This window comes from Chryseobacterium sp. CH21 (assembly GCF_004119445.1).
GTDB lineage: Bacteria > Bacteroidota > Bacteroidia > Flavobacteriales > Weeksellaceae > Chryseobacterium.
Window position 1 is genome coordinate 39,340 of sequence record NZ_QICI01000051.1, and the last position, 19,507, is coordinate 58,846.

Below are 19,507 nucleotides of genomic sequence, written 5' to 3' on the forward strand. Positions count from 1 at the left end.
CACTTGCGAAGCAAAATTGACCCAGCCTCCAAGGTCTATTATCTATCCGTCTCTTATCTTAATTTCCACAATCATTAATATAATTAAAAAAACTATGGACGAATTTTTCAAAAAACTTCCCTTTATAGACCATGTTTTAAAAGGAATCGGGCAGATTATGCTCCAGGAAAACAGATGGACAGGGCTTTTGTTTCTGATAGGGATATTTATGGGAAGCTGGCAGTGCGGAGTTGCCGTATTGCTTTCAACAGCAGCCGGAACTTTCACCGCAATGAAGCTTCATTATGACAAATCCGAAATCAGTGCAGGACTTTACAGTTTCAGTGCAGCACTGGTGGGAGTAGCGTTGGCTTTTCTGTTTCAGACAACAATACTGATCTGGTTTCTTATTGCATTGGGTGGAGCGTTGGCAGCTGTTATTCAGCATTTCTTTATTCAGAAGAAAATTCCGGTGTTTACTTTTCCTTTCATCATTATTACTTGGGTGTTGGTATTTGCGCTCCATCATTTTACGCATATTCCGCCATCTGCAATGTTGAGCAGTGAAGTAATTCCTTCAGAATACGATGACTTTCTTACCTGTACCAATGGCTTTGGAGAAGTGATATTTCAGGGAGGAGTCCTTTCAGGGATTATTTTTTTTCTTGCTGTTTTCATCAGCTCTCCGGTAGCAGCTTTATATGGACTGACAGCGTCTATTTTGGGAGCAGGATTATCACAATTGAATGGAGAACCTATCAAAGAAATCCACATGGGATTATTTGGCTTTAATGCGGTGCTTTCAGCTGTTGTTTTCTCCGGAGTCAAAAAAACAGATGGTTTGTGGGTTCTGATTGCCGTTCTTATTACCATTGCTATTGATGATCTTTTAATAGACAATCATTGTCTGGATATTGTAGGCGGAGTATTTACTTTCCCATTTGTAGCCGGAACATGGATCACACTTTTGATTCAAAAAGTATTTCTTAAAACAAAAAAATAAAAAGTTGGAGAGTTTGAGAGTGAGAAAGTTCAAAGTTTAAAGTCAAGGTTTAAGGTTTTTCATGATGATTGACAATTCACTTGCGAAGCAAAATTCACTATTGATATTCCTTTAATTTCTAACCTCTAACTTCTAATTTCTAAAATCAAAATATAATTAAACTAAAAAATGAAAGTAACAAAAATAGCAGCCGTATTTCTGGTTATGATGTTCAGTGGAAAAATGATGGCGCAGGAAGCAGAAAAACAGTTGCTGATAAAAGATGCAGATGACAAATTTCCCATCGCAGATGTTTTGGTGAAATACGACCACGGAAACAGTCATACTCATACCACAACAGACGGCACATTTGCAGTTCCTGTAAAATCTCTTCCAGATACTCTTGTGATCAGCCGACAGGGATACGATGAGGTAAAATGGGTAGTGACCAATGATGATGATAAAAATAAAATTATTTTTTACAGCATAAGCCCTTTCAGATTTCCGAAGTAGCGATCAATCACAGTTCGTTTTTATCAGCCATTACAAAGGTTGATTTGAACAAATTTCCAGTAAGCTCTGCGCAGGATCTGCTCAGAAAAGTTCCCGGATTATTTATTGCACAACATGCTGGAGGAGGAAAGGCAGAACAGCTTTTTTTAAGAGGATTTGATGCTGATCACGGTACCGATGTAAGCGTGAATGTAGACGGAATGCCAGTGAACATTGTTTCCCATGCGCACGGCCAGGGATATTCTGACCTACACTTTGTGATTCCTGAAACGGTCAATAATATCGATTTTGGAAAAGGAGCTTATTACATGGATCGTGGAGACTTTAACACCGCAGGATATGTAGATTTTCAGACCTATAATGGTTTGAAAAACAGTATGATTAAGCTGGAAGGAGGTTCTTTCAACTCCAAAAGAGTATTGGGAATGTTCAATATTCTGCATGATGATCTGGGAAGAAAAAATGCTTACATAGCTGCAGAATACAATTATACGGATGGACCTTTCGATGTAAAACAGAATTTTAACAGGGTTAATATCTTTGGAAAATACAATCAATGGTTGACTGATAAAGACTATTTCAATATCCAGTTTTCTACATTTAATTCTTCATGGAATGCTTCCGGACAGATTCCGGAACGTGCCGTAGATGAAGGAATTATCGGAAGATGGGGAAGCATAGATCCTACAGAAGGTGGAAAAACTTCCAGAACAAACCTTCAGATGAACTTCAAACATATTATTTCTCCTTCTGAGCAGATAGATGCTATGGCTTTTTATTCAAAGTATAACTTCAATCTGTATTCTGATTTTACTTTTAATTTAAAAGATAAGGAGCACGGAGATGAAATTCAGCAGACTGACGGAAGGAATATTTACGGAGCCGAAGTAAAGTATACAAAGACTTTTTCCTTGGCCAACAGTTCTTTAAACTGGACTTCAGGAATCGGATTAAGAAATGATGATATTAATACGCTACAGCTTAATCATGTGTATCACAGAGATCTTCTGCTGGACAGATTATCGGATGTGACGGGAACGGAAACCAATCTGCATGCCTATTCAGGATTAATATGGAAAACAGGAAAATGGACTATTAATCCGGCTTTGAGAGTAGATCATTTTATCTTTAATATGCACAATCTGCTGGATGTGGAGCAATTACCTTCCGGACAGTCAAAAGAAGCAACAAGGTTAAGTCCAAAACTGAATTTCTCCTATGCTCAGAACGATAATGTGATGTGGTTCCTGAAAACAGGGATGGGTTTCCACTCCAATGATTTAAGAGTCGCGGTTCCCAATAAAAAAGAAAATACACTTCCATACTCTATAGGTGCGGATTTTGGAGTAAGGTTACATCCGTTCAAATCCTTGATTATTACTCCGGCCTTATGGTATATGGATCTTCAACAGGAATTTGTGTATGTAGGAGATGATGCCGTAGTAGAGCCTTCCGGGAAATCAAGACGTTTTGGAGCTGATCTTGGAATTCGTTTCCAGCCGTTGGAAAATTTTTATCTGAATGCAGATATTAATTATTCCCATGCAAGATTTACCGAAGAAGAAAAAGGACAGGATTACGTTCCGTTGGCTCCGGTTGTGACCAGCACAGGATCTGTCAACTGGGATTTCCTGAATGGTTTTTCTCTGGGACTTCAGTACCGATATCTGGGAGCAAGACCTGCGGTAGAGGATAACAGCATCAGAACGAAACCTTATTTTGTAAATGATCTTATGCTTTCTTATAACCGTCAGAAATGGGGAGCCAATTTTCAAATTAACAACCTTTTCAATGTAAAATGGAATGAAGCCCAGTTTGCAACAGAAACTCAATTAAAAGGAGAGGCAGAACCTATTACTGATCTTACCTATACCCCGGGAAGCCCGTTTGGAGTGAGAGTAGGAGTGTATTATAAGTTCTAAGTAAGAGAGTTAGAGGGTAAGAGTGCTTGAGAGTATAAGGGTTGGAGAGAATAAATTATTGGTTTCGGGATACGTGTTTCCGGGGGTTATTATTTTTACGATTTCGCTTTTTAATCCTTTTAAGATCTCATTCTTTTGCCTTCTCTGCTTTAAAAATATTTTGTATAACTTTAAATAATCATAACAAGGATATGGAAGTACTTTCCAATTTTCAATATAAGAAGCTTTTTCTTCCGAATATTACGGATAAGATATTAGCCAATAATGCTGATATACAACTCTATCGGATAGAAAATTATCTTAAAGGTATTCTGATGCCGGTGATTCCGTATCGTACCACGTTCAATTTTATTATTTTCGTTACTAACGGACATATTAAACAATATCTTGAAAATAAAGAATATCATGCCGAAAAAGGAGGTGTAATTTTTATCAAACAAGGAACAATCACCGCAACAGTAGAACTATCAGACGATATTGAAGGTTTTTTTCTTGCCTATGAAAATAACATTCTGTCAGAACAGGAACTGCCGAAACATAAAAGCAGTATCTTTTTCATGACTCCATTCCTGAATCTTGACAGCCTGACTTACGGGACTATTACCCAACTTCTCCCGATTATGGAACAGGAATTGTGGCTGAATAACCTGAATATCAATGATGTAGTAGTGACGATGCTTCATCTTATCCTAATCAAAATGCTGAGCACAGATTCTGATACCCATCACAAATCTGCGACACGCCCCATGGAGCTGTCTCTTCAGTTTCGGGATCTTTTGTTCAAATATCATGTGGGGGAAAAGAGAGTAGCTTTTTATGCCGATAAACTGTCCGTCACAGAAAGCTATCTAAACAAATGCGTCAAAGGCGTAACCCAAAAATCACCCAAACAATGGATTAATGAGATTGATATCAATTACAGCAAAGCATTACTTCATTCCAGTAAAGATATTGCAGAGATTGCTTATGAACTGAATTTTCATACCGCATCCCATTTCACCCAGCTTTTCAAAAAAATTGCAGGAATTACCCCGAAGGAATACAGAATCCAGTTTTTGAATAATAGCAGAATTTCAGTTTGAAAGGATGAAAATTAACAATGTCAATAGTCAATTTTGCTGCGAAAGTGCATCGTCAATGGGTTGGTGAATTACAGAATGAAAATTCACTGCGAAGCAAATTCACCATTCACTATTGACATGCAAGCTTCCTACATTTTCTCGTTTTCAAGGATCTTCAGAACCAGCTTTTCTTCTTTCGTCAGATCGGCTTTTCCGTCATTTTTTTCAATGATTTCTAATTCGTCAAGGTATTTTTTGATGGTATTATTTTCATAAAGATTGATGACTAAAGGATGAACGTAATACTTTCTGCACACAGCTGAGGTATTTCCCAAATTCTCTGCCACCATATCCAAAGCTTCTTTTATTTTATTTTTACTCTGGGTATCATTTTCGGCATATCCAATTTCTTTAAAAGCAATGAGAGCTCCTACAGTTCCGGACCATGTTCTGAAATCTTTGGCGGTAAAATCTTCGCCGCTTATTTCTTTAATATAATCATTCACCATTCCTGAATCTATAGAATGCCTGTTTCCCTCATCATCAAAATACTGGAAAAGCTCTTTCCCCGGAATATCCTTACATTTCTGAACCAGCCTTGCCAGTCTTTGGCTTCTAAGATCAACATGATGCATAACCCCTTTTTTACCTTTAAAAGAGAATGTGATTTTCTGGCCTTTTATCTTTACATGTTTATCCTTCAATGTCGTTAAACCAAAAGAACCGTACAGTTTTTCGTAAATAGAATTACCAATACGGATGTTGGTTCTTTGCATAAGACTTACAATTAAAGCCAGTATTTTCCGTTTCTCAAAATTTCTCAACGCAAGATCCTGTTCTATATGAAGCCGGATATCCGGTAGCGCATACCCGAACTGAAGCATTCTGTAAAATTTCGTATGATTTCTTAATGCAGTCCACAGCGGATGGTAGCGGTACTGTTTTCTTTTTTTGACATCAAAGCCTGTTGCCTGAAGATGGCCGTTGTCAAGAGCACAGATCCATACATTTTCCCAGGCAGGTGGAATGACCAGTTTGTTGATTCTTGTAATTTCTTCCTTATTCTTTACCTTTTCGCCTTCTTTGTAATAAGAATATTTCTTTCCTGTTTTCTTTCGGGTAATTCCGTTGGTTTCTGCATCGGTGGTATATACAAGATGTACCGCCTTTGCAGAAGCTTCCGGATCCTTCATTATTTTAACAATTTTGGAAGGCTTGAGGTGAGAAATCATCTCCAGATCTGTATTCTTCTCCATAAAGCATGGTTAAGAGTTTTTACCCTTCGAAAAAATCAATAAAAGAATTCCTACGATCACACAGACTACAATAATTCCCCACCACATCCCTGCTTTGAAAATTGTTTCTACTGCTTCACAACTTGTTAATGATAACAAACTTAATATTGTTATACTGTAAAGGCTCCATTTTTTCATAGTTAGGTAATTTGTTGGTGTGTTATATTCTGAGGCGGTCAGCTCTCCATTTTTTGATAGACCTTTTAATTTCATCTCCTGAGATGTTTTCATGAAGTGCTTTGTATAAAAGCTCTTTAAATTCATCATCATCAGTAAATCTCAATGCAGCAATCTGATCGAATCTCAGTTTTTCAGCGGTTTCATCAGATCTTTTATTGAAAATCTCAAAATAGCGCTGTTTAAATTCCAGGACAACCATTCTGTTTTGAAGTCCCAGTGCATAATGCTGCCGTGTCATCAATGCCAGATAAAAAAGCAAAAAAATCACGATGGAAAATAATATCCAAACCAGCTGATTTCCGGGGTCGTCCCAGATTTTATAAATTCCTAAAATCTCCAATATAATGAGCAATGGAAGATAAATAAAATGATGTGGCGGATAAAATTTCCTGTGGTTATTATAGTTTTGCTGTTTCATGAAGTAGAATGAAGCAATAATCCTTCCAAAAATTTATTATGTTAATAATGTGGTAGCTTTTTTTTACTATGAAATGATTTGTTTTATTGAATATGTTTACTATTTTGGTTTTTTTAAGACCTCTTTGAAAAGAAAGGTTTATTAGGCAAAATAGCACGTACATTTGCCTTTCAGACATCAAATTTTTCGTAACTTTCGGTGGTTAAAAATAAAAAGAATGACTTCAAAGGAAAAAGTGGCTGCACTTCGCGAAGAAATGCAGAAAAATAATGTTGATGCATTTATAGTATATTCTGCAGATCCGCATATGAGCGAATACCTTCCTGAAGAATGGCAGGAGAGAGCCTGGCTGTCAGGTTTCTTAGGTTCTGCTGGTTTTGTGGTAGTTACCAAAGACAAAGCCGGACTTTGGACAGACGGAAGATACTTTACCCAAGCCGCTATTGAGCTGGATGGTTCCGGAATTGATCTTTTCAAAGACGGAATGGAAGGAACTCCTCATTATATCGACTGGATTATTTCAGAAATCCCTTCAGGTGGTAAAGTGGCCGTAAGTGCTGTTGCAGCTTCTAATGCTAACTGGGAACTGCTTTCTCAAAAATTTAATTCCAAAAATATTACTTTGGTAGATCTTCCGCTTTTAAAAGAAGTCTGGAAAGACAGAGGTACTCCGTCTGCTAATCCTATTTTTGTACATCCGGTAGAAAGAGCTGGTCAATCAGTATCTGATAAAATCGCTGCAATCCGTCAGAAAATGGAAGAGCAGGAAGCTACTGTACACATTATATCAAGCCTGGATGATGTTGCATGGACACTGAACCTGAGAGGAAGCGACGTAGAAAGCAATCCGGTATTTTTAGGATACATTGTGATTACTAAAAATGATGCTGTTGTATTCACAGGATTAGAGAAAATGGAAGTGGCTGCAAGAAAACAAATGGATGATGCCTTTGTGAAAATGATGCCTTACGAAGAATTCTACAACTATCTGAAGAACTTCAAAAACGAAAAAGTACTCGTTTCTCCGAACAGCAACCAACAGATTTTTGAAACATTAAAAACAGACAATCAGTTTATCAAAGCTCCGGTTCCTGGTAACCTGATGAAAGCTCAGAAAAATGAAACTGAACTGGAAGGTTTCAGAACAGTAATGGTAAGAGATGGAGTTGCCATGGTGAAATTCCTTTATTGGTTAACACACAATGCAGGAAAAGAAGTCATGAATGAATATTCTATCGGGCAAAAGTTGAGAGGTTTCCGTGCAGAAGGTGAAAACTTTGTAGGAGAAAGCTTCGGGTCTATCGTAGGATATAAAGATAACGGTGCTATCATGCACTATTCTGCCAAAAAAGAAGGAAGCAAAGAAGTGACCAATGAGGAAACTATCCTGGTAGATTCAGGAGGTCAGTACCTTGAAGGAACTACAGATATTACAAGAACTTTTGCTTTAGGAACCCCTTCTGAAGAGTTCAAAAGAAACTCAACATTGGTGCTACAGGGATTAATCCGTTTATCTATGGTGAAATTCCCGAAAGGAACAAAAGGAGTACACCTTGATGCTATTGCAAGGCTTCCGCTATGGATGGAAGGGAAAGACTTCAACCACGGAACAGGGCATGGGGTAGGAAGTTTCATGAATGTACATGAAGGACCGCAAAATATCAGAAAAGATCTGAACCCTCAGGAGCTTCTTCCGGGGATGGTATGTTCAAATGAACCTGGTTACTATCTTGAAGGACACTATGGAATTCGTCACGAAAACCTGATTGCCGTAAAAGAAGCAGAAAAAACAATTCACGGAACATTCTATGAATTTGAAACATTAACATTCTGCCCGTTCTTCAAAGATACAGTAGTAAAAGAGATCCTTTCAGAAAGCGAAATCGCATGGCTGAATGGTTATCACAAAACTTGTGAAGAAAAGCTTGCTCCACACTTGGATGGAGAAGTTAAAGAATGGTTCCTTCAATTAGTAAGCCCTCTTTAATACAATCAATGGTGGAAAGTGGATGGAAATCATAACTTTAAACCTTGAATCGTAAATAGTAAACTGAATATTGTTAGATAATCCAAAGTCCTGTAAGGTATTTCCTGCAGGGCTTTTCTTCTTATACAACCGTATTTTTACGGATATAATTCTAGGGATTCCACTGATGCATAAAAAATAGGGTTCACCTATCTTTGTTACAACAAAACATCATTCATATCTTCATAAATAACTCAAGTAAATTCAAAACGGTAGATCATCTCGTCCTGAGATGATTTTTTTGTTTTCAATTGAAATCAGCCGGATCTATTTGAGTTAAAAATATTCAAACTGATTGATATAAAAACGCAAAGAATCTATTAGAGCATCTTATTCTTAAGGGGCTAAGGCTTCGACAAAGTCGCTGATGAAGCTATATGGCTATGCATGAGCTTAGAAAGAATCAATGAAGTTGATTCCCTCTTTGCCTTCTTTACATTAAAACTCGGCAAAATTTAAAACTTTGCGTTTATAAAAAAGATTGCTTCCATCTTTTTATCTATTTTCGTATTTCAATAGAATATCTTACTTTAAAAATGATGATACAAGACTATTTTCGAAGCTTTAATCTGTTTTCAGAAGAGGAAATTGAAGAATTTTTGAAGTTTTCTGAGTTCAGACTTATCCGTAAAAATGATTATTTCATACAGGAAGGAGAGCTTTGTAAGGAAGTAGGATTGGTGAAGTCTGGTATTTTCCGTTCTTTTTATACTTCTGATGAAGGAAAAGATATGACTTATTGCTTCAGGTTTCCCAATCATATGATCGCGGCCTATTCCTCATTTGTTTCCGGATGTCCCAGCAAAGAAAGTATGCAGGCTATTACCAATGCTGAGGTGATTATTATTAAAAAAGAAGCGGTAGATGAACTGGTGAAGAATAGCATAAACTGGACGAAATTTTTAAAGATTATTGCAGAACAGGAATATCTTGAACTTGAAACACGGTTTTTTCAGCTTCAGAGAAACAGCGCAGCCCAGCGATATGAAACATTAGTAAAGAACCATCCTGCTTATATTCAAAACATTCCATTGCAGTATCTGGCTTCCTACCTTGGCATTACCCAACGCCACCTGAGCCGTATCAGAAAGGAAATTTCTTTTTAGACATTTGTCCTGCTTATTGAAACAGCAGCGCTCTACTTTTGTCAAAAAAAGTTATGGAGCAAAATATTTTAATTATCGGAGGAAATGGATTGGTTGGAAAGACAATTTCCCGAATCCTGAAATCAAGAAATCCTCATGTTACTGTTTTTATTGGAGGCAGAAAAGGCGGAAAAACAGATAAAGACCTGAAGATCGATGTTACAGATCCTTCCTCTTTTAAAATTATTTCCGACAAAAAAATACATCTCATCATTCTTTCCGTGAATGATAAAGAAGATCATGTACTTCATTATGCAATTACTCATCAAATAGACTATCTGGATATTACAAAACCTACTCACGCTCTGGTAAAAGCTTATGATATTGCCAAAAATGCAGAAGTGAAAAGCAGAATTGTATTCAGTTCAGGCTGGATGGGAGGTATTGTTCCCGGATTGGTTAATACACTTTCAGATTCTGGGGATATTAATGAAGTAAAACTCTTTGTCTACTATTCTGTGAAAGATCTGGCAGGGGAGAGTTCTGCTCATTTTATGGCGGAAAATGTGGCGGTTCCTTTTGTGCATTATAAAAGTGATAAACCGGTTGCCATCAGACATTTCTTAGATACAGAAGCTTTTAATTTTTCTTATGGAATAGGAAATAGGAGTGCATATAATTTTGATGTGCCGGATTTGTACATTCTCAACAGGGTAGAAAGAATTTCCGATGTGAGTGTGAAGATGACCTACAATTCAAAATTCATTACCTGGCTGCTGGGATCATTTCAATACCTCAGAATTTACAATATTCTGTCTTTAAAAGAACGGAAAATGATCTTTGCGTCAAGCGGAAACGGAGATCAGACGGTCTTTGAAATTGTAGTCAATGATCAGTCCGCGCAAAAGAAATTGAGTCTTCAAAGTTTGAAAGGACAGGCAGAGCTCACTGCATTATCTGCTGTTTTGCATACTGAAGAGCTCTTGAGAAATCCCCATGAAAATAAAGTGTATTTCAGCCATCAGCTGCATGAGCCTTTATCATTAATGGCACAGCTTAATGCTTATGATTCTATCAATATCAATGTCACATCATGAAAAAAATAGCCATTATTAACGGACATCCTAATAAAGATTCCTTCACCTTTGGGGTAGCAGAAGCGTACAGATTGGGAGCAGTGGAAACAGGAGCTGAAGTAAAAGAAATAGTTATAAGAGACTTAAACTTTAATCCTAATTTACAGTTTGGGTATCAGAAAAGAATGGAGCTTGAGCCGGATTTGATGAAAGCCTGGGAAATTATTCAGTGGGCAGATCATTTGGTTTGGGTACATCCGGTCTGGTGGGGAGGATTTCCTGCCCTGATGAAAGGATTTATTGACCGGCTTTTCTTACCGGGAATGGCCTATAAATACCGTGAAAATTCGGTATGGTGGGATAAACTTTTGAAAGGTAAAACAGCCTATATCATAACAACATTAGACCAACCTGGATGGTATTATCGTATGTTTTTTGGTAGGCCCAGCGTAAATCAGCTTAGGAAATCTATCCTTGAATACTGTGGGGTACAACCGGTAAAGGTGACTTATATTGGAATTATCAGGAATTCTAAAGAGGAGCAGCGGGCTCAATGGTTGAAAAAAGTAAAGGAATCAGGGAAGAAACATAAATAATCTGCACCCTATTTTTTTAGGTAGCAAAGTAATAATAACTTTATCTGATAATAATAGCTTTTTATTATCAGATAAAGTTTCATTATTAAAGTAAAAATACTTTGATTTCCATTTTTACAATCCTTTTTTACCTTCAATCCAATACGCCTGTGATTTTATACATTTGGGAGAAACACCTCTTGCTTTAAGAAATTTTCGGATTAATGACATTCTTTCTCCGTTTCCGGTGAGGTAAAATACAACTTCATTATCATAGATTGTCTCCTTTTCTTCTCTAAGAAAGTCATTCAAAGCTTCAATCATTCTCATGGTATTGTTTTTAGGACTATGGTAGCCATATAGATTAAGCTTTTCCAGTGCAGAGCACTCATCCAGTTCATGAAGACAAATAAATGAAGAACCGGATTCTTCCACTGCTTCTTTTATTGAAAGAGAGCTTCCCAAAGAAGTTTCATCTCCCACAGAAAAATGAATTCTGGCATCGGGAGCAAAGAATTGTTTTCCTCTGGGCATTAAAAGTTTGATGGAATCTCCCTTAGTGAGTTGAGTTACAAAATGACTTCCTGCAGCAGATGCATCATGAAGATGAAACAAAACATCAAAAGTTCCGTTTTCCCTGTTGAAATTGAAAGGAGAATAATTTCTGAAATCTCTGTCATTGACTCTGATGCCTACGGCATAGGCAGGCTCATAAGGAACATCCTGCAAATCGGCTTCAAAACGTATACGGCAAAGGTCATCCGTGATTTTTTCTATATGACTGACAGTACATTCTTTAAATTTTGAGGACCAAACATTTTCTACGGTGTCATTGATCCATTTTGGTAGGCTTGGCATAAATTATTTTTATTGCAAAGGACGTTGCAAAATCAGAAAATACCGATAGCAGTTTCGGGGAATTAATTGGATTATTCGTGGTTGAGTGCCTATCGGTGTTGATTCCGGAATTCTGACGGAGACTGATCTTCCAGTTTAGAAAATAAACGGCTAAAATAAGTATGATCGCTGTATCCCAGTTCATAAGCCACCTCTTTTACACTCAGATGGGTAAAGACCAGCAATCTTTTGGCTTCAATTAAAATTTCCTGGTGAATCCAGTGTTGTGCAGGCTTTCCTGTAACTTCACGAACCGTTTCTGTTAAATATCCTCTTGTGATATTTAAGGCTTCTGCATATTCAGATGGACTTTTCATGGTTTTAAAATCTTTTCGAACCAAGCTCCTGAATGCTCTTGAGATTTGTAATGCACGGTTTTCTCCTGAAGCCGGAGAAATATTCTTCTGGGAATATGTGAGTGCAAACATGCCGAGAAAGGCATTAAGAAGTGACTGAACGATGAGAAATCCTTCTTTATTGGAAAGCATTTCGTTTGTATAGGAAGCATGCAGCAGACTTGCTGTTGTATTAATCTTTTTGACAAGACTTTTATCCATAGGCAGCGGTTGTATTTCACCCAACGATTCATCGAAAAAAGAACGTACTGTGTCAGGCACAAGTTCTGCTTTTACTGCTACAAACCATCCGCAGACCTCTTTCATTAAAAGCCCTTGGTGTACCTGTCCCGGCAATACACAGAAAATAGTGGAATCTTTGGCTTCAACTGTTTTAAAATCAACCATCATTCTTACATGGCCGCTTTCCATGGAGGTGAAAATGTAATGACTGTCCCTGTGTATTCCTTTATCCAAAAGAATATCTTCAGCATCATGAGTCCGTTTATCCATTCTTTTGATATGGAATTGATGATGGGTAATGCCGTTTAAATCATAAGTGGGAATGGTCTGTTTCATCTTTAAACCTGTTGTGATGAGGATAATACGGAACGGTAAAATTACGTATTTTCACGGTTTCACAGTCAAAAGATTAATCTCAAATTTGCGGTGCATAATCATGATGCTTTCCTCAAGTCAGATTTTATATGAATATACACCGGAATTCGGAACAGAAAGAAACCTGTTCCGGATTTATTTTGCTTTTGAAAAGGCCATTTTTATGGCTAAATAAGTCAGTACGCTGGCCATAAACCATTTTTGAATTTTTATCCAGACCGGATTATTGGAAAAGAATAAGGCAACTCTTGCAGCGGTTAATACAATGACAAAGTTGATGCTGAAGCTAATCAGAACCTGAATAACTCCCAATTCTATGCTTTGTGTGAAGACAGAACCGTACTCAGGTTTGATGAACTGAGGGAAGAATGACAAATAAAATACAGCTACCTTTGGATTCAATACATTCGTTAAAAAACCGATGGTGAAAAGCTTTTTGGGGCTATCATAAGCAACATTCCTGTCAACATCAAAAATATTCCTGCTCTTAGGTTTTATAGCTTGATAAGCGAGATATAAAAGATAGATGGTTCCCAGTGTTTTAAGCACAGTATAAGCCAGTGGTACAGCCAGCAAAACAGCTGTCAGACCGAAAGAAACCATAATGATGTGGAATAAAAACCCACATACTACTCCGGCCAATGAGATAAACCCGGACTTTTTCCCCTGGGTTATAGACTTTGAAATCAGATAAATCATATTAGGACCAGGGCTGATTACTAAGATAAGCGCAGCCAGGATAAAAAATATAAGTTCTTGAAATGGAATCATGGGAGTACTTCTTTAAATAAGTGGATTTCCGGTACAAAGATACAGGTGTTTCTGATTTAATTTTATGAAAAACAAAAGAATGATTAATTTTTATTCAGTTAATTTTTATTTTCCACTTGAATGTGATTTAAAAACAAATACCAGTCTGTTTTTTTTGTAAATTTCAACACATAAAATAATTATCATTCACAAATAAATATTATCATGACTACTGAAAACATCTTTGAAGCTATCAGAAAATGGAAAAATCTTATTGATTCTTACAAAAATGGAATTGATATAAAAGGGGCAGAAATATTGATTTTTTTAAATCAGGGAACTCACTTCAGCGTTTCAGGTGAAGAAATTGAACAATGGAAAAAAAATCTTGAAACAGCAGAACCCAAAATGATTCATGCCTATGTGGGCATTCATGAAGGCCAGCTGAAATTCTTCCTAATTGATTCTAAAAGTGATAAAGATGCCGATTTCAATACAATTCTTACCAAAGATTTTTTACGGAATTTCAGTGAATCCAAAATAGAAAGTAGTAATGATATTGTGCTAGACGTTCCTCCCATCACAGCGGAATCCGCTATTAACCGAAACTTCAGATGGAATATGTTTGGGACTTCATGGCTGCAGGCTCAGAAAACAGAAGATATCTTTCAGTTGATTTCCATACCGTTTTCAGATTATGAGAAAATGGGAATTACCGGAGCTCAGACCTGTACAAGCTTCTTCGGACTTACAGATGATCTGGAAAAAAGGATTCTGATTTTCCATATCATATTGAAATTATTACCGTGAAAAGTCTGGCAATTGATCATATGAGCGAGACTGCAGAAAATTATTCTACCCCAAGACCTCCTTTTACCATTATTGATACTCTTAATGATTATCAACTTTTGAAGCAAAGCACGAGTGTTTTCGTATAACAGTTTGTCCCTGTATTTACAGATCACTATTAATCTCGTCTTATGTGCAGGATTGATTATAGTAGTAAAAGAAGGGATAAAAACTAAACTTTCTGTGATCGTACTTCTTTTAGGAGAATTCATGCTTGAGCTGACCGATTTGGCCGGCCGAATGATGAAATTGAATGCACTCAATACATACAATTATACGTTGAGCCAGTTTTTCGGTTTGATTGTTCTTACGGTGATCTATGGCAATTATTATATCCAGCTTTCCCGTGAAGTAAAATGGATGATCTATTGTTATGCAATAGTGACCCTGATTACTAATGTGCTGTACGTTCAGGATGCTACGAAGGTTACTTTTTATTCCAATATTATCACCAGTATTATTATTTGTAGTTATGCGGCCTCTTATTTTATGAAAATCATTAAGGAAGGAAGAACAGATAGGAATATGTTTGTTGTGAACATCATTGTTTTTCTGTTTTTTTCTATAGAATGTCTCATATCCACTACGTATAATTTTTTAATCAGCAACCACCTGAACTGGGTAGCACCTATCTGGCTTTTCAGAGGCATTCTGCTATTGTCTTTGTATATTTCTTTTATTAATCTGGGATGTGGCGTTGGGAAAATCAGGATCAGATAGTTGGATGGATATGGATTGGTATTGGGCTGTTTTCTTTAACAACATTATTGATTACGTTATTGGTGATTAATTATTTAAAAAGTATAAAGAAAAACAAGCAGAAGGTCTCCAGGATAGTTCGGAATACAAGAAATGAACATTGGGAGAATATCCTGCTTTTACAGGAACAGGACAGAGAACGTCTGGCAGAAGAGCTTCACGATAATATCATCTCACAGTTGAATCTTCTCCGTTTGAATCTTAATGATAAAAATCCTGAGGAGCTTAATCGTGATTTAAAAAGGTCTATGCAGCTGATCAGGGAATTGTCACATAATCTTACACCACCGGATCTTGATGAAATTGAACTGGCGGATTTGATTGCAGATTATCTCGAACAGATTAATAAAAATATAGAAGTGATTTTCCGGCATATCTCCATACAAAAACACATCAGCAGTCCTGTGAAACTTAATCTTTTCAGAATCGTACAGGAACTGATCACCAATATATTGAAGCATGCTGAAGCGACCAGAGTAGAAGTCACCTTAAGAATCTCTCTGAACTATCTGATGCTTACTATAGAAGATAACGGCAGAGGATTTATCGCAGAAAGCCAGTCAGGAGGTATTGGTCTGAGAAATATTCAGTCACGGACACAAAAAATTAAAGCAACCTATAAACTTAAAACCCAGCCTGAAAAAGGTACAAAATTCATTGCCTGTATGGCAATACAATAACAATAAAAATGGAACACTCAACAATTAAAATCGGAATTGTAGATGACGATTTGCTGTTTGTACAGCTTTTGAAAAATTATATTGAAAATAATGGAAACTATCAGATTGCTCTGACCTCTACAGGCGGGAATCAGTTTCTCACAGAGCAGGATTCCGCAGCTTTAGATATTTTGATTCTTGACCTGAGGATGACAAACGGTGACGGCCTTGAAGTAATGGCTGAATTGTCTAAAAGGGAAACAGAAACTAAAATCATTGTTCTTTCCAGCTTTTACCGCCGCTCATTCATGGGACAAATGCTGAAGATGGGAGCTCATGCTTTTTTACCAAAAGAAATTGAATTGGAAGAACTGCTGGCTGTCATCAAAACCGTTCATCATACGGGACATTATTTTTCCAATGATCAGATTGATGTCATGAGAACCCAGCTCTCCAATAAACTTCCGGAATTTCACGCTTTTTCCAGAAATGAACTCACAGAAAGAGAAATAGATGTTTTAAGACTGGTCTGCCAGCAGCTGAGTACTAAGGAAATTGCAGATTCTCTTTTTATCTCTCCCAAAACCGTAGAAACCCATAAGACCAATCTTATGATTAAAACCGGGGTGAAAAACATGGCAGGTCTCGTTATTTATGCCGTACAAAATAAGGTGATAGATCCTGATGAAATTGTGTTATTTGATAAATAGTTTCTACCCAAAAAGAATCAGGGAGCACATGACTGTACTCCCTGATAACAAGAAATCTAAAAATACACTATAATTTAGGATTCAATACTTTAGCAATAGAAACTGCATCTGCTACAGTGTCCAGGCTATAGATCTGCAGAATACCCTGAGTAGTGGCTGCCTGACCTAAAATGTTTTGTTGGTTTTGTGCATTTACTGCATTTTCAAACATGATTCCTGTAGAATGGGCAGCAGATTGATATACGTTACTTAAAGCCATTGCAGGAGATTCTGCTACTACTTTTACGTTCGACTGTGTTACTGCGTCTGTGATTTGTTCGTTTACTGGCATAATGATTATTGTTTATTTGGGTTAAAATTAACCGGGTTTTCCGGTTGTTTAGATAATAGTTTTAAAGAGGTCCGAAAATGGATTACGGAGTAAGGATTTTTGCCATAGAAACAGCATCTGCTATAGTATCCAGGCTGTAGATTTGTGCAATACCCTGTGTAGTAGCTGCCTGAGTGACAACGTTCTGTTGGTTTTGGGCGCTCACTGCATTTTCAAACATGATTCCTGTAGAATGTGCTGCTGTCTGATATACGTTGGCTATAGCCATTGCAGGAGATTCTGCAACTACCTTTACGTTCGACTGTGTTACTGCGTCTGTGATTTGTTCGTTTACTGGCATAATGATTATTGTTTATTTGGGGTTAAAAAACAACCGGAAGATCCGGTTGTTCGGATAAGGAATTTAAGCTGTTCGCAAAAATGAATTACGGATTAAGGATTTTCGCCATAGAAACAGCATCAGCAATGGTATCCAGACTGTAGATCTGAGTGATACCCTGTGTAGTGGCTGCCTGAGAGACAATGTTCTGTTGGTTTTGCGTATTCACTGCATTTTCAAACATGATTCCTGTAGAATGTGCAGCAGATTGATACACGTTAGCTAAAGCCATTGCAGGAGATTCTGCTACTACTTTTACGTTGGATTGTGTTACTGCGTCTGTGATTTTTTCGTTTACTGGCATAATGATTATTGTTTATTTGGGTTAAAATAACCGGGTGTTCCGGCTCTGAAATGATTGTATTCTGCGGTATGCAAAATGGGTTAAGGTTTAAGAATTTTAGCAATTGAAATAGCATCAGCAATGGTATCTTTACTGTAAATTTGAGTGATACCCTGCGTAGTGGCTGCTTGTGTCACGATGTTGTGCTGATTTTGATTGTTCATCGCATTTTCAAACATGATTCCTGTTGAATGGGCGGCAGATTGGTACACGTTAGCGATCGCCATTGCAGGAGATTCTGCTACTACTTTTACATTGGATTGGGTTACTGCATCTGTGATTTGTTCGTTAACTGGCATAATGATTTTGGTTTATTAAGGTTAAAAAACGACCGGATTTTCCGGCTTAGAGAATGACTTTTTCTCAAAAAAGGTTAAAAAATTAAGGCTTAAGGATCTTAGCAATTGAAACTGCATCTGCTACCGTATCCAGGCTGTAGATCTGCAGAATACCCTGAGTGGTTGCTGCCTGACCCAAAATGTTCTGTTGGTTTTGTGCATTCACTGCATTTTCAAACATAATTCCTGTAGAATGTGCAGCAGATTGGTACACGTTGGCTAGAGCCATTGCAGGAGATTCTCCTACTACTTTCACGTTAGATTGCGTTACTGCGTCTGTGATTTGTTCATTAACTGGCATAATTGTAATTGTTTTTTTGAGATTGAATCTCGGTTAATAATTATTTAAGGTAAACTAGTTTTATGTTGTATTTTTAAACTCACCACAGATCCTCCAGATGAAAAGATTTCAAAGGCATTGGTATTGACAGGTTATGAATAAATTAGACTTGAAGGGTGGCTCTGAATACAATGGTTGAAACCCTATCTGTAAAATCTGCGCGAGTTTAAAGCATATTGTATGGTAAAAGGATGCGGCTTCTATTTTTAATTTTAATATCTGTCTTAAAAATAAATCCCTGCAGGTATGCTGATAATGCCGGATTCCTTTGGGCAAATATGGATTCTGAATGACTGCTTTTGGGCATAGACAGCATCTGAAAGAAAGTGCAAAATAAATGTTGACCTGATTGTATTATGTTGAGGGCACCAGCTTTCATCTTTGCAGGGAAATAAACCGCATCCGTAGTTTTTGGGAAATTGAATCAGAAACGTCCTTTTCTTAAGGCATCCAGTTCTCTGATTTTCATATTTTTTGGACTCATCTTTTTTAAGCCCATGACATAATTGCTGATCCCGGTCATGTTGTTCCGTTGTTGATTTAATGCAGAATTGATCTGCATCTGTCCGGTAGAATGAGCACTTACCTGTGTTGAAATAGCCTGAGGCACGGCAGTAGACATTCCTGTAATGATTACATTAATTTCGTCCATATTAATTTAATTTTGATGGTTTTAAGGTCTGATATTGCCGAATCTGGCATTCAGTTTATTCATTCGGTCCATGATTTTGAGTTCCTTCTCTTTTACCTTTGCCGATGACGCTTCCTGAAGCTTTTTCAACTGTTCTTCATAGTTCATGACAGGAGTATCAGGAGGAGCTGGTGTGGCAATCTGAATCTGTGCAGATTCCTGCTGTTTTACAGCTTCTTCCAGCTTTTCCAGGAGAGGAGCAAGCGATTTCATGGTCTCTTTGACAGCTTTGTCTTTGATATAGTTCACGATTTCATCTTCATGCTTCAAGACAAAAGGCATGATTTCTTTTTCTATCATTTCTGGTTCTGTCACGGGTACCGGAGTTTTGGGAACGGGAGCTTTCTTGCGGATTCTTCTGCGCATACCTATTGTTTTGAAAAATTATACAACTTA

26 protein-coding genes are annotated in these 19,507 nt (G+C 37.2%); 13 read left to right on the forward strand and 13 right to left on the reverse strand.

Features of this window, described 5'->3' with window-relative positions:
* The first annotated feature begins 94 nt into the window (after nt 1–94).
* The 4 genes from BOQ62_RS11140 to BOQ62_RS11155 all read left to right on the forward strand — a co-directional run bounded on the left by BOQ62_RS11140 (nt 95) and on the right by BOQ62_RS11155 (nt 4,478).
* A complete protein-coding gene (locus BOQ62_RS11140) occupies nt 95–982 on the forward strand; it encodes an urea transporter (RefSeq protein WP_129039486.1) in 888 nt (295 codons plus the stop codon).
* A 168-nt stretch (nt 983–1,150) separates the two neighbouring features.
* Complete coding sequence (locus BOQ62_RS11145) at nt 1,151–1,474, forward strand: hypothetical protein (protein WP_129039487.1); 324 nt, start codon at nt 1,151–1,153, stop codon at nt 1,472–1,474.
* A 44-nt stretch (nt 1,475–1,518) separates the two neighbouring features.
* Nucleotides 1,519–3,396, forward strand: a complete 1,878-nt coding sequence (locus BOQ62_RS11150) for a TonB-dependent receptor (protein ID WP_262708326.1) — start codon at nt 1,519–1,521, stop codon at nt 3,394–3,396.
* Between the two features lie 191 nt (nt 3,397–3,587).
* Entirely contained in the window at nt 3,588–4,478 is an 891-nt protein-coding gene (locus BOQ62_RS11155) for a helix-turn-helix domain-containing protein (RefSeq protein WP_129039491.1), read from the forward strand.
* A 128-nt stretch (nt 4,479–4,606) separates the two neighbouring features.
* Here the strand turns inward: BOQ62_RS11155 and BOQ62_RS11160 are convergent, their stop codons facing one another.
* Genes BOQ62_RS11160 through BOQ62_RS11170 form a run of 3 tightly spaced genes read right to left on the reverse strand, consistent with a single transcriptional unit; the run spans nt 4,607 to nt 6,350 of the window.
* A complete protein-coding gene (locus BOQ62_RS11160; RefSeq protein WP_129039493.1) occupies nt 4,607–5,713 on the reverse strand; it encodes a DNA topoisomerase IB in 1,107 nt (368 codons plus the stop codon).
* A 9-nt stretch (nt 5,714–5,722) separates the two neighbouring features.
* Nucleotides 5,723–5,890, reverse strand: coding sequence for a phosphatidate cytidylyltransferase (locus tag BOQ62_RS11165; protein ID WP_129039495.1), 168 nt, complete (start codon nt 5,888–5,890; stop codon nt 5,723–5,725).
* A gap of 22 nt (nt 5,891–5,912) precedes the next feature.
* On the reverse strand, nt 5,913–6,350 hold the full coding sequence (locus tag BOQ62_RS11170; RefSeq protein WP_129039497.1) for a DUF6526 family protein: 438 nt from the start codon (nt 6,348–6,350) through the stop codon (nt 5,913–5,915).
* Between the two features lie 217 nt (nt 6,351–6,567).
* Here BOQ62_RS11170 and BOQ62_RS11175 point away from each other — a divergent pair, with 217 nt between their 5' ends.
* The 4 genes from BOQ62_RS11175 (at nt 6,568) to BOQ62_RS11190 (ending at nt 11,133) form a co-directional block, all read left to right on the forward strand.
* Nucleotides 6,568–8,337, forward strand: a complete 1,770-nt coding sequence (locus BOQ62_RS11175; protein WP_129039499.1) for an aminopeptidase P family protein — start codon at nt 6,568–6,570, stop codon at nt 8,335–8,337.
* A gap of 578 nt (nt 8,338–8,915) precedes the next feature.
* Entirely contained in the window at nt 8,916–9,482 is a 567-nt protein-coding gene (locus BOQ62_RS11180) for a Crp/Fnr family transcriptional regulator (protein ID WP_129039596.1), read from the forward strand.
* A gap of 53 nt (nt 9,483–9,535) precedes the next feature.
* The gene (locus tag BOQ62_RS11185) at nt 9,536–10,558 is read left to right on the forward strand and encodes a saccharopine dehydrogenase (RefSeq protein WP_129039501.1); all 1,023 of its coding nucleotides are present in this window, start codon (nt 9,536–9,538) and stop codon (nt 10,556–10,558) included.
* Nucleotides 10,555–11,133: an NAD(P)H-dependent oxidoreductase gene (locus BOQ62_RS11190; protein ID WP_129039503.1), complete on the forward strand. Its 579-nt coding sequence runs from the start codon at nt 10,555–10,557 to the stop codon at nt 11,131–11,133. The genes BOQ62_RS11185 and BOQ62_RS11190 overlap by 4 nt, the downstream gene beginning before the upstream one ends.
* A 114-nt stretch (nt 11,134–11,247) precedes the next feature.
* Here the strand turns inward: BOQ62_RS11190 and BOQ62_RS11195 are convergent, their stop codons facing one another.
* From BOQ62_RS11195 to BOQ62_RS11205, 3 genes are all read right to left on the reverse strand, one after another.
* Nucleotides 11,248–11,970 (reverse strand): siderophore-interacting protein, encoded by a 723-nt coding sequence (locus BOQ62_RS11195; protein WP_129039505.1) that lies wholly within the window; start codon nt 11,968–11,970, stop codon nt 11,248–11,250.
* Between the two features lie 89 nt (nt 11,971–12,059).
* Nucleotides 12,060–12,923, reverse strand: coding sequence for a helix-turn-helix domain-containing protein (locus BOQ62_RS11200; RefSeq protein ID WP_129039507.1), 864 nt, complete (start codon nt 12,921–12,923; stop codon nt 12,060–12,062).
* A gap of 174 nt (nt 12,924–13,097) precedes the next feature.
* Entirely contained in the window at nt 13,098–13,733 is a 636-nt protein-coding gene (locus tag BOQ62_RS11205; protein WP_129039509.1) for a LysE family translocator, read from the reverse strand.
* 204 nt (nt 13,734–13,937) lie between these two features.
* Here BOQ62_RS11205 and BOQ62_RS11210 point away from each other — a divergent pair, with 204 nt between their 5' ends.
* The 5 genes from BOQ62_RS11210 to BOQ62_RS11225 are packed head-to-tail and all read left to right on the forward strand — an operon-like array spanning nt 13,938 to nt 16,689.
* Nucleotides 13,938–14,522 (forward strand): hypothetical protein, encoded by a 585-nt coding sequence (locus BOQ62_RS11210; protein ID WP_129039511.1) that lies wholly within the window; start codon nt 13,938–13,940, stop codon nt 14,520–14,522.
* Complete coding sequence (locus BOQ62_RS23875) at nt 14,519–14,650, forward strand: hypothetical protein (protein ID WP_262708327.1); 132 nt, start codon at nt 14,519–14,521, stop codon at nt 14,648–14,650. The genes BOQ62_RS11210 and BOQ62_RS23875 overlap by 4 nt, the downstream gene beginning before the upstream one ends.
* Nucleotides 14,651–14,654: 4 nt before the next feature.
* On the forward strand, nt 14,655–15,281 hold the full coding sequence (locus tag BOQ62_RS11215) for a hypothetical protein (protein ID WP_129039513.1): 627 nt from the start codon (nt 14,655–14,657) through the stop codon (nt 15,279–15,281).
* A complete protein-coding gene (locus BOQ62_RS11220; protein ID WP_129039515.1) occupies nt 15,251–16,000 on the forward strand; it encodes a sensor histidine kinase in 750 nt (249 codons plus the stop codon). Before BOQ62_RS11215 ends, BOQ62_RS11220 begins: the two co-directional genes overlap by 31 nt.
* An 8-nt stretch (nt 16,001–16,008) precedes the next feature.
* Nucleotides 16,009–16,689: a response regulator transcription factor gene (locus BOQ62_RS11225; protein WP_129039517.1), complete on the forward strand. Its 681-nt coding sequence runs from the start codon at nt 16,009–16,011 to the stop codon at nt 16,687–16,689.
* 67 nt (nt 16,690–16,756) lie between these two features.
* Here BOQ62_RS11225 and BOQ62_RS11230 read toward each other — a convergent pair whose 3' ends face one another.
* The 7 genes from BOQ62_RS11230 to BOQ62_RS11260 form a co-directional block, all read right to left on the reverse strand.
* Nucleotides 16,757–17,020 (reverse strand): RebB family R body protein, encoded by a 264-nt coding sequence (locus BOQ62_RS11230; protein ID WP_047378387.1) that lies wholly within the window; start codon nt 17,018–17,020, stop codon nt 16,757–16,759.
* Between the two features lie 82 nt (nt 17,021–17,102).
* Entirely contained in the window at nt 17,103–17,360 is a 258-nt protein-coding gene (locus BOQ62_RS11235) for a RebB family R body protein (RefSeq protein ID WP_129039519.1), read from the reverse strand.
* Between the two features lie 85 nt (nt 17,361–17,445).
* A complete protein-coding gene (locus BOQ62_RS11240) occupies nt 17,446–17,703 on the reverse strand; it encodes a RebB family R body protein (RefSeq protein ID WP_047378385.1) in 258 nt (85 codons plus the stop codon).
* Between the two features lie 80 nt (nt 17,704–17,783).
* Nucleotides 17,784–18,041: a RebB family R body protein gene (locus BOQ62_RS11245; RefSeq protein WP_164976728.1), complete on the reverse strand. Its 258-nt coding sequence runs from the start codon at nt 18,039–18,041 to the stop codon at nt 17,784–17,786.
* An 82-nt stretch (nt 18,042–18,123) separates the two neighbouring features.
* A complete protein-coding gene (locus tag BOQ62_RS11250) occupies nt 18,124–18,381 on the reverse strand; it encodes a RebB family R body protein (protein WP_047378383.1) in 258 nt (85 codons plus the stop codon).
* Between the two features lie 463 nt (nt 18,382–18,844).
* Nucleotides 18,845–19,072, reverse strand: coding sequence for a RebB family R body protein (locus BOQ62_RS11255; RefSeq protein ID WP_129039523.1), 228 nt, complete (start codon nt 19,070–19,072; stop codon nt 18,845–18,847).
* Nucleotides 19,073–19,093: 21 nt separating this feature from the next.
* Nucleotides 19,094–19,477, reverse strand: coding sequence for a hypothetical protein (locus BOQ62_RS11260; RefSeq protein ID WP_129039524.1), 384 nt, complete (start codon nt 19,475–19,477; stop codon nt 19,094–19,096).
* Nucleotides 19,478–19,507 lie beyond the last annotated feature (30 nt).

Bases quoted from the DNA above. Each gene is read 5' to 3' on its own strand.
- BOQ62_RS11140 (WP_129039486.1), top strand. From the start codon at position 95: ATGGACGAATTTTTCAAAAAACTTCCCTTTATAGACCATGTTTTAAAA.
- BOQ62_RS11145 (WP_129039487.1), top strand. From the start codon at position 1,151: ATGAAAGTAACAAAAATAGCAGCCGTATTTCTGGTTATGATGTTCAGT.
- BOQ62_RS11155 (WP_129039491.1), top strand. From the start codon at position 3,588: ATGGAAGTACTTTCCAATTTTCAATATAAGAAGCTTTTTCTTCCGAAT.
- BOQ62_RS11160 (WP_129039493.1), bottom strand. From the start codon at position 5,713: ATGGAGAAGAATACAGATCTGGAGATGATTTCTCACCTCAAGCCTTCC.
- BOQ62_RS11165 (WP_129039495.1), bottom strand. From the start codon at position 5,890: ATGAAAAAATGGAGCCTTTACAGTATAACAATATTAAGTTTGTTATCA.
- BOQ62_RS11170 (WP_129039497.1), bottom strand. From the start codon at position 6,350: ATGAAACAGCAAAACTATAATAACCACAGGAAATTTTATCCGCCACAT.
- BOQ62_RS11175 (WP_129039499.1), top strand. From the start codon at position 6,568: ATGACTTCAAAGGAAAAAGTGGCTGCACTTCGCGAAGAAATGCAGAAA.
- BOQ62_RS11180 (WP_129039596.1), top strand. From the start codon at position 8,916: ATGATACAAGACTATTTTCGAAGCTTTAATCTGTTTTCAGAAGAGGAA.
- BOQ62_RS11185 (WP_129039501.1), top strand. From the start codon at position 9,536: ATGGAGCAAAATATTTTAATTATCGGAGGAAATGGATTGGTTGGAAAG.
- BOQ62_RS11190 (WP_129039503.1), top strand. From the start codon at position 10,555: ATGAAAAAAATAGCCATTATTAACGGACATCCTAATAAAGATTCCTTC.
- BOQ62_RS11195 (WP_129039505.1), bottom strand. From the start codon at position 11,970: ATGCCAAGCCTACCAAAATGGATCAATGACACCGTAGAAAATGTTTGG.
- BOQ62_RS11200 (WP_129039507.1), bottom strand. From the start codon at position 12,923: ATGAAACAGACCATTCCCACTTATGATTTAAACGGCATTACCCATCAT.
- BOQ62_RS11205 (WP_129039509.1), bottom strand. From the start codon at position 13,733: ATGATTCCATTTCAAGAACTTATATTTTTTATCCTGGCTGCGCTTATC.
- BOQ62_RS11210 (WP_129039511.1), top strand. From the start codon at position 13,938: ATGACTACTGAAAACATCTTTGAAGCTATCAGAAAATGGAAAAATCTT.
- BOQ62_RS11220 (WP_129039515.1), top strand. From the start codon at position 15,251: ATGTGGCGTTGGGAAAATCAGGATCAGATAGTTGGATGGATATGGATT.
- BOQ62_RS11225 (WP_129039517.1), top strand. From the start codon at position 16,009: ATGGAACACTCAACAATTAAAATCGGAATTGTAGATGACGATTTGCTG.
- BOQ62_RS11230 (WP_047378387.1), bottom strand. From the start codon at position 17,020: ATGCCAGTAAACGAACAAATCACAGACGCAGTAACACAGTCGAACGTA.
- BOQ62_RS11235 (WP_129039519.1), bottom strand. From the start codon at position 17,360: ATGCCAGTAAACGAACAAATCACAGACGCAGTAACACAGTCGAACGTA.
- BOQ62_RS11240 (WP_047378385.1), bottom strand. From the start codon at position 17,703: ATGCCAGTAAACGAAAAAATCACAGACGCAGTAACACAATCCAACGTA.
- BOQ62_RS11245 (WP_164976728.1), bottom strand. From the start codon at position 18,041: ATGCCAGTTAACGAACAAATCACAGATGCAGTAACCCAATCCAATGTA.
- BOQ62_RS11250 (WP_047378383.1), bottom strand. From the start codon at position 18,381: ATGCCAGTTAATGAACAAATCACAGACGCAGTAACGCAATCTAACGTG.
- BOQ62_RS11255 (WP_129039523.1), bottom strand. From the start codon at position 19,072: ATGGACGAAATTAATGTAATCATTACAGGAATGTCTACTGCCGTGCCT.
- BOQ62_RS11260 (WP_129039524.1), bottom strand. From the start codon at position 19,477: ATGCGCAGAAGAATCCGCAAGAAAGCTCCCGTTCCCAAAACTCCGGTA.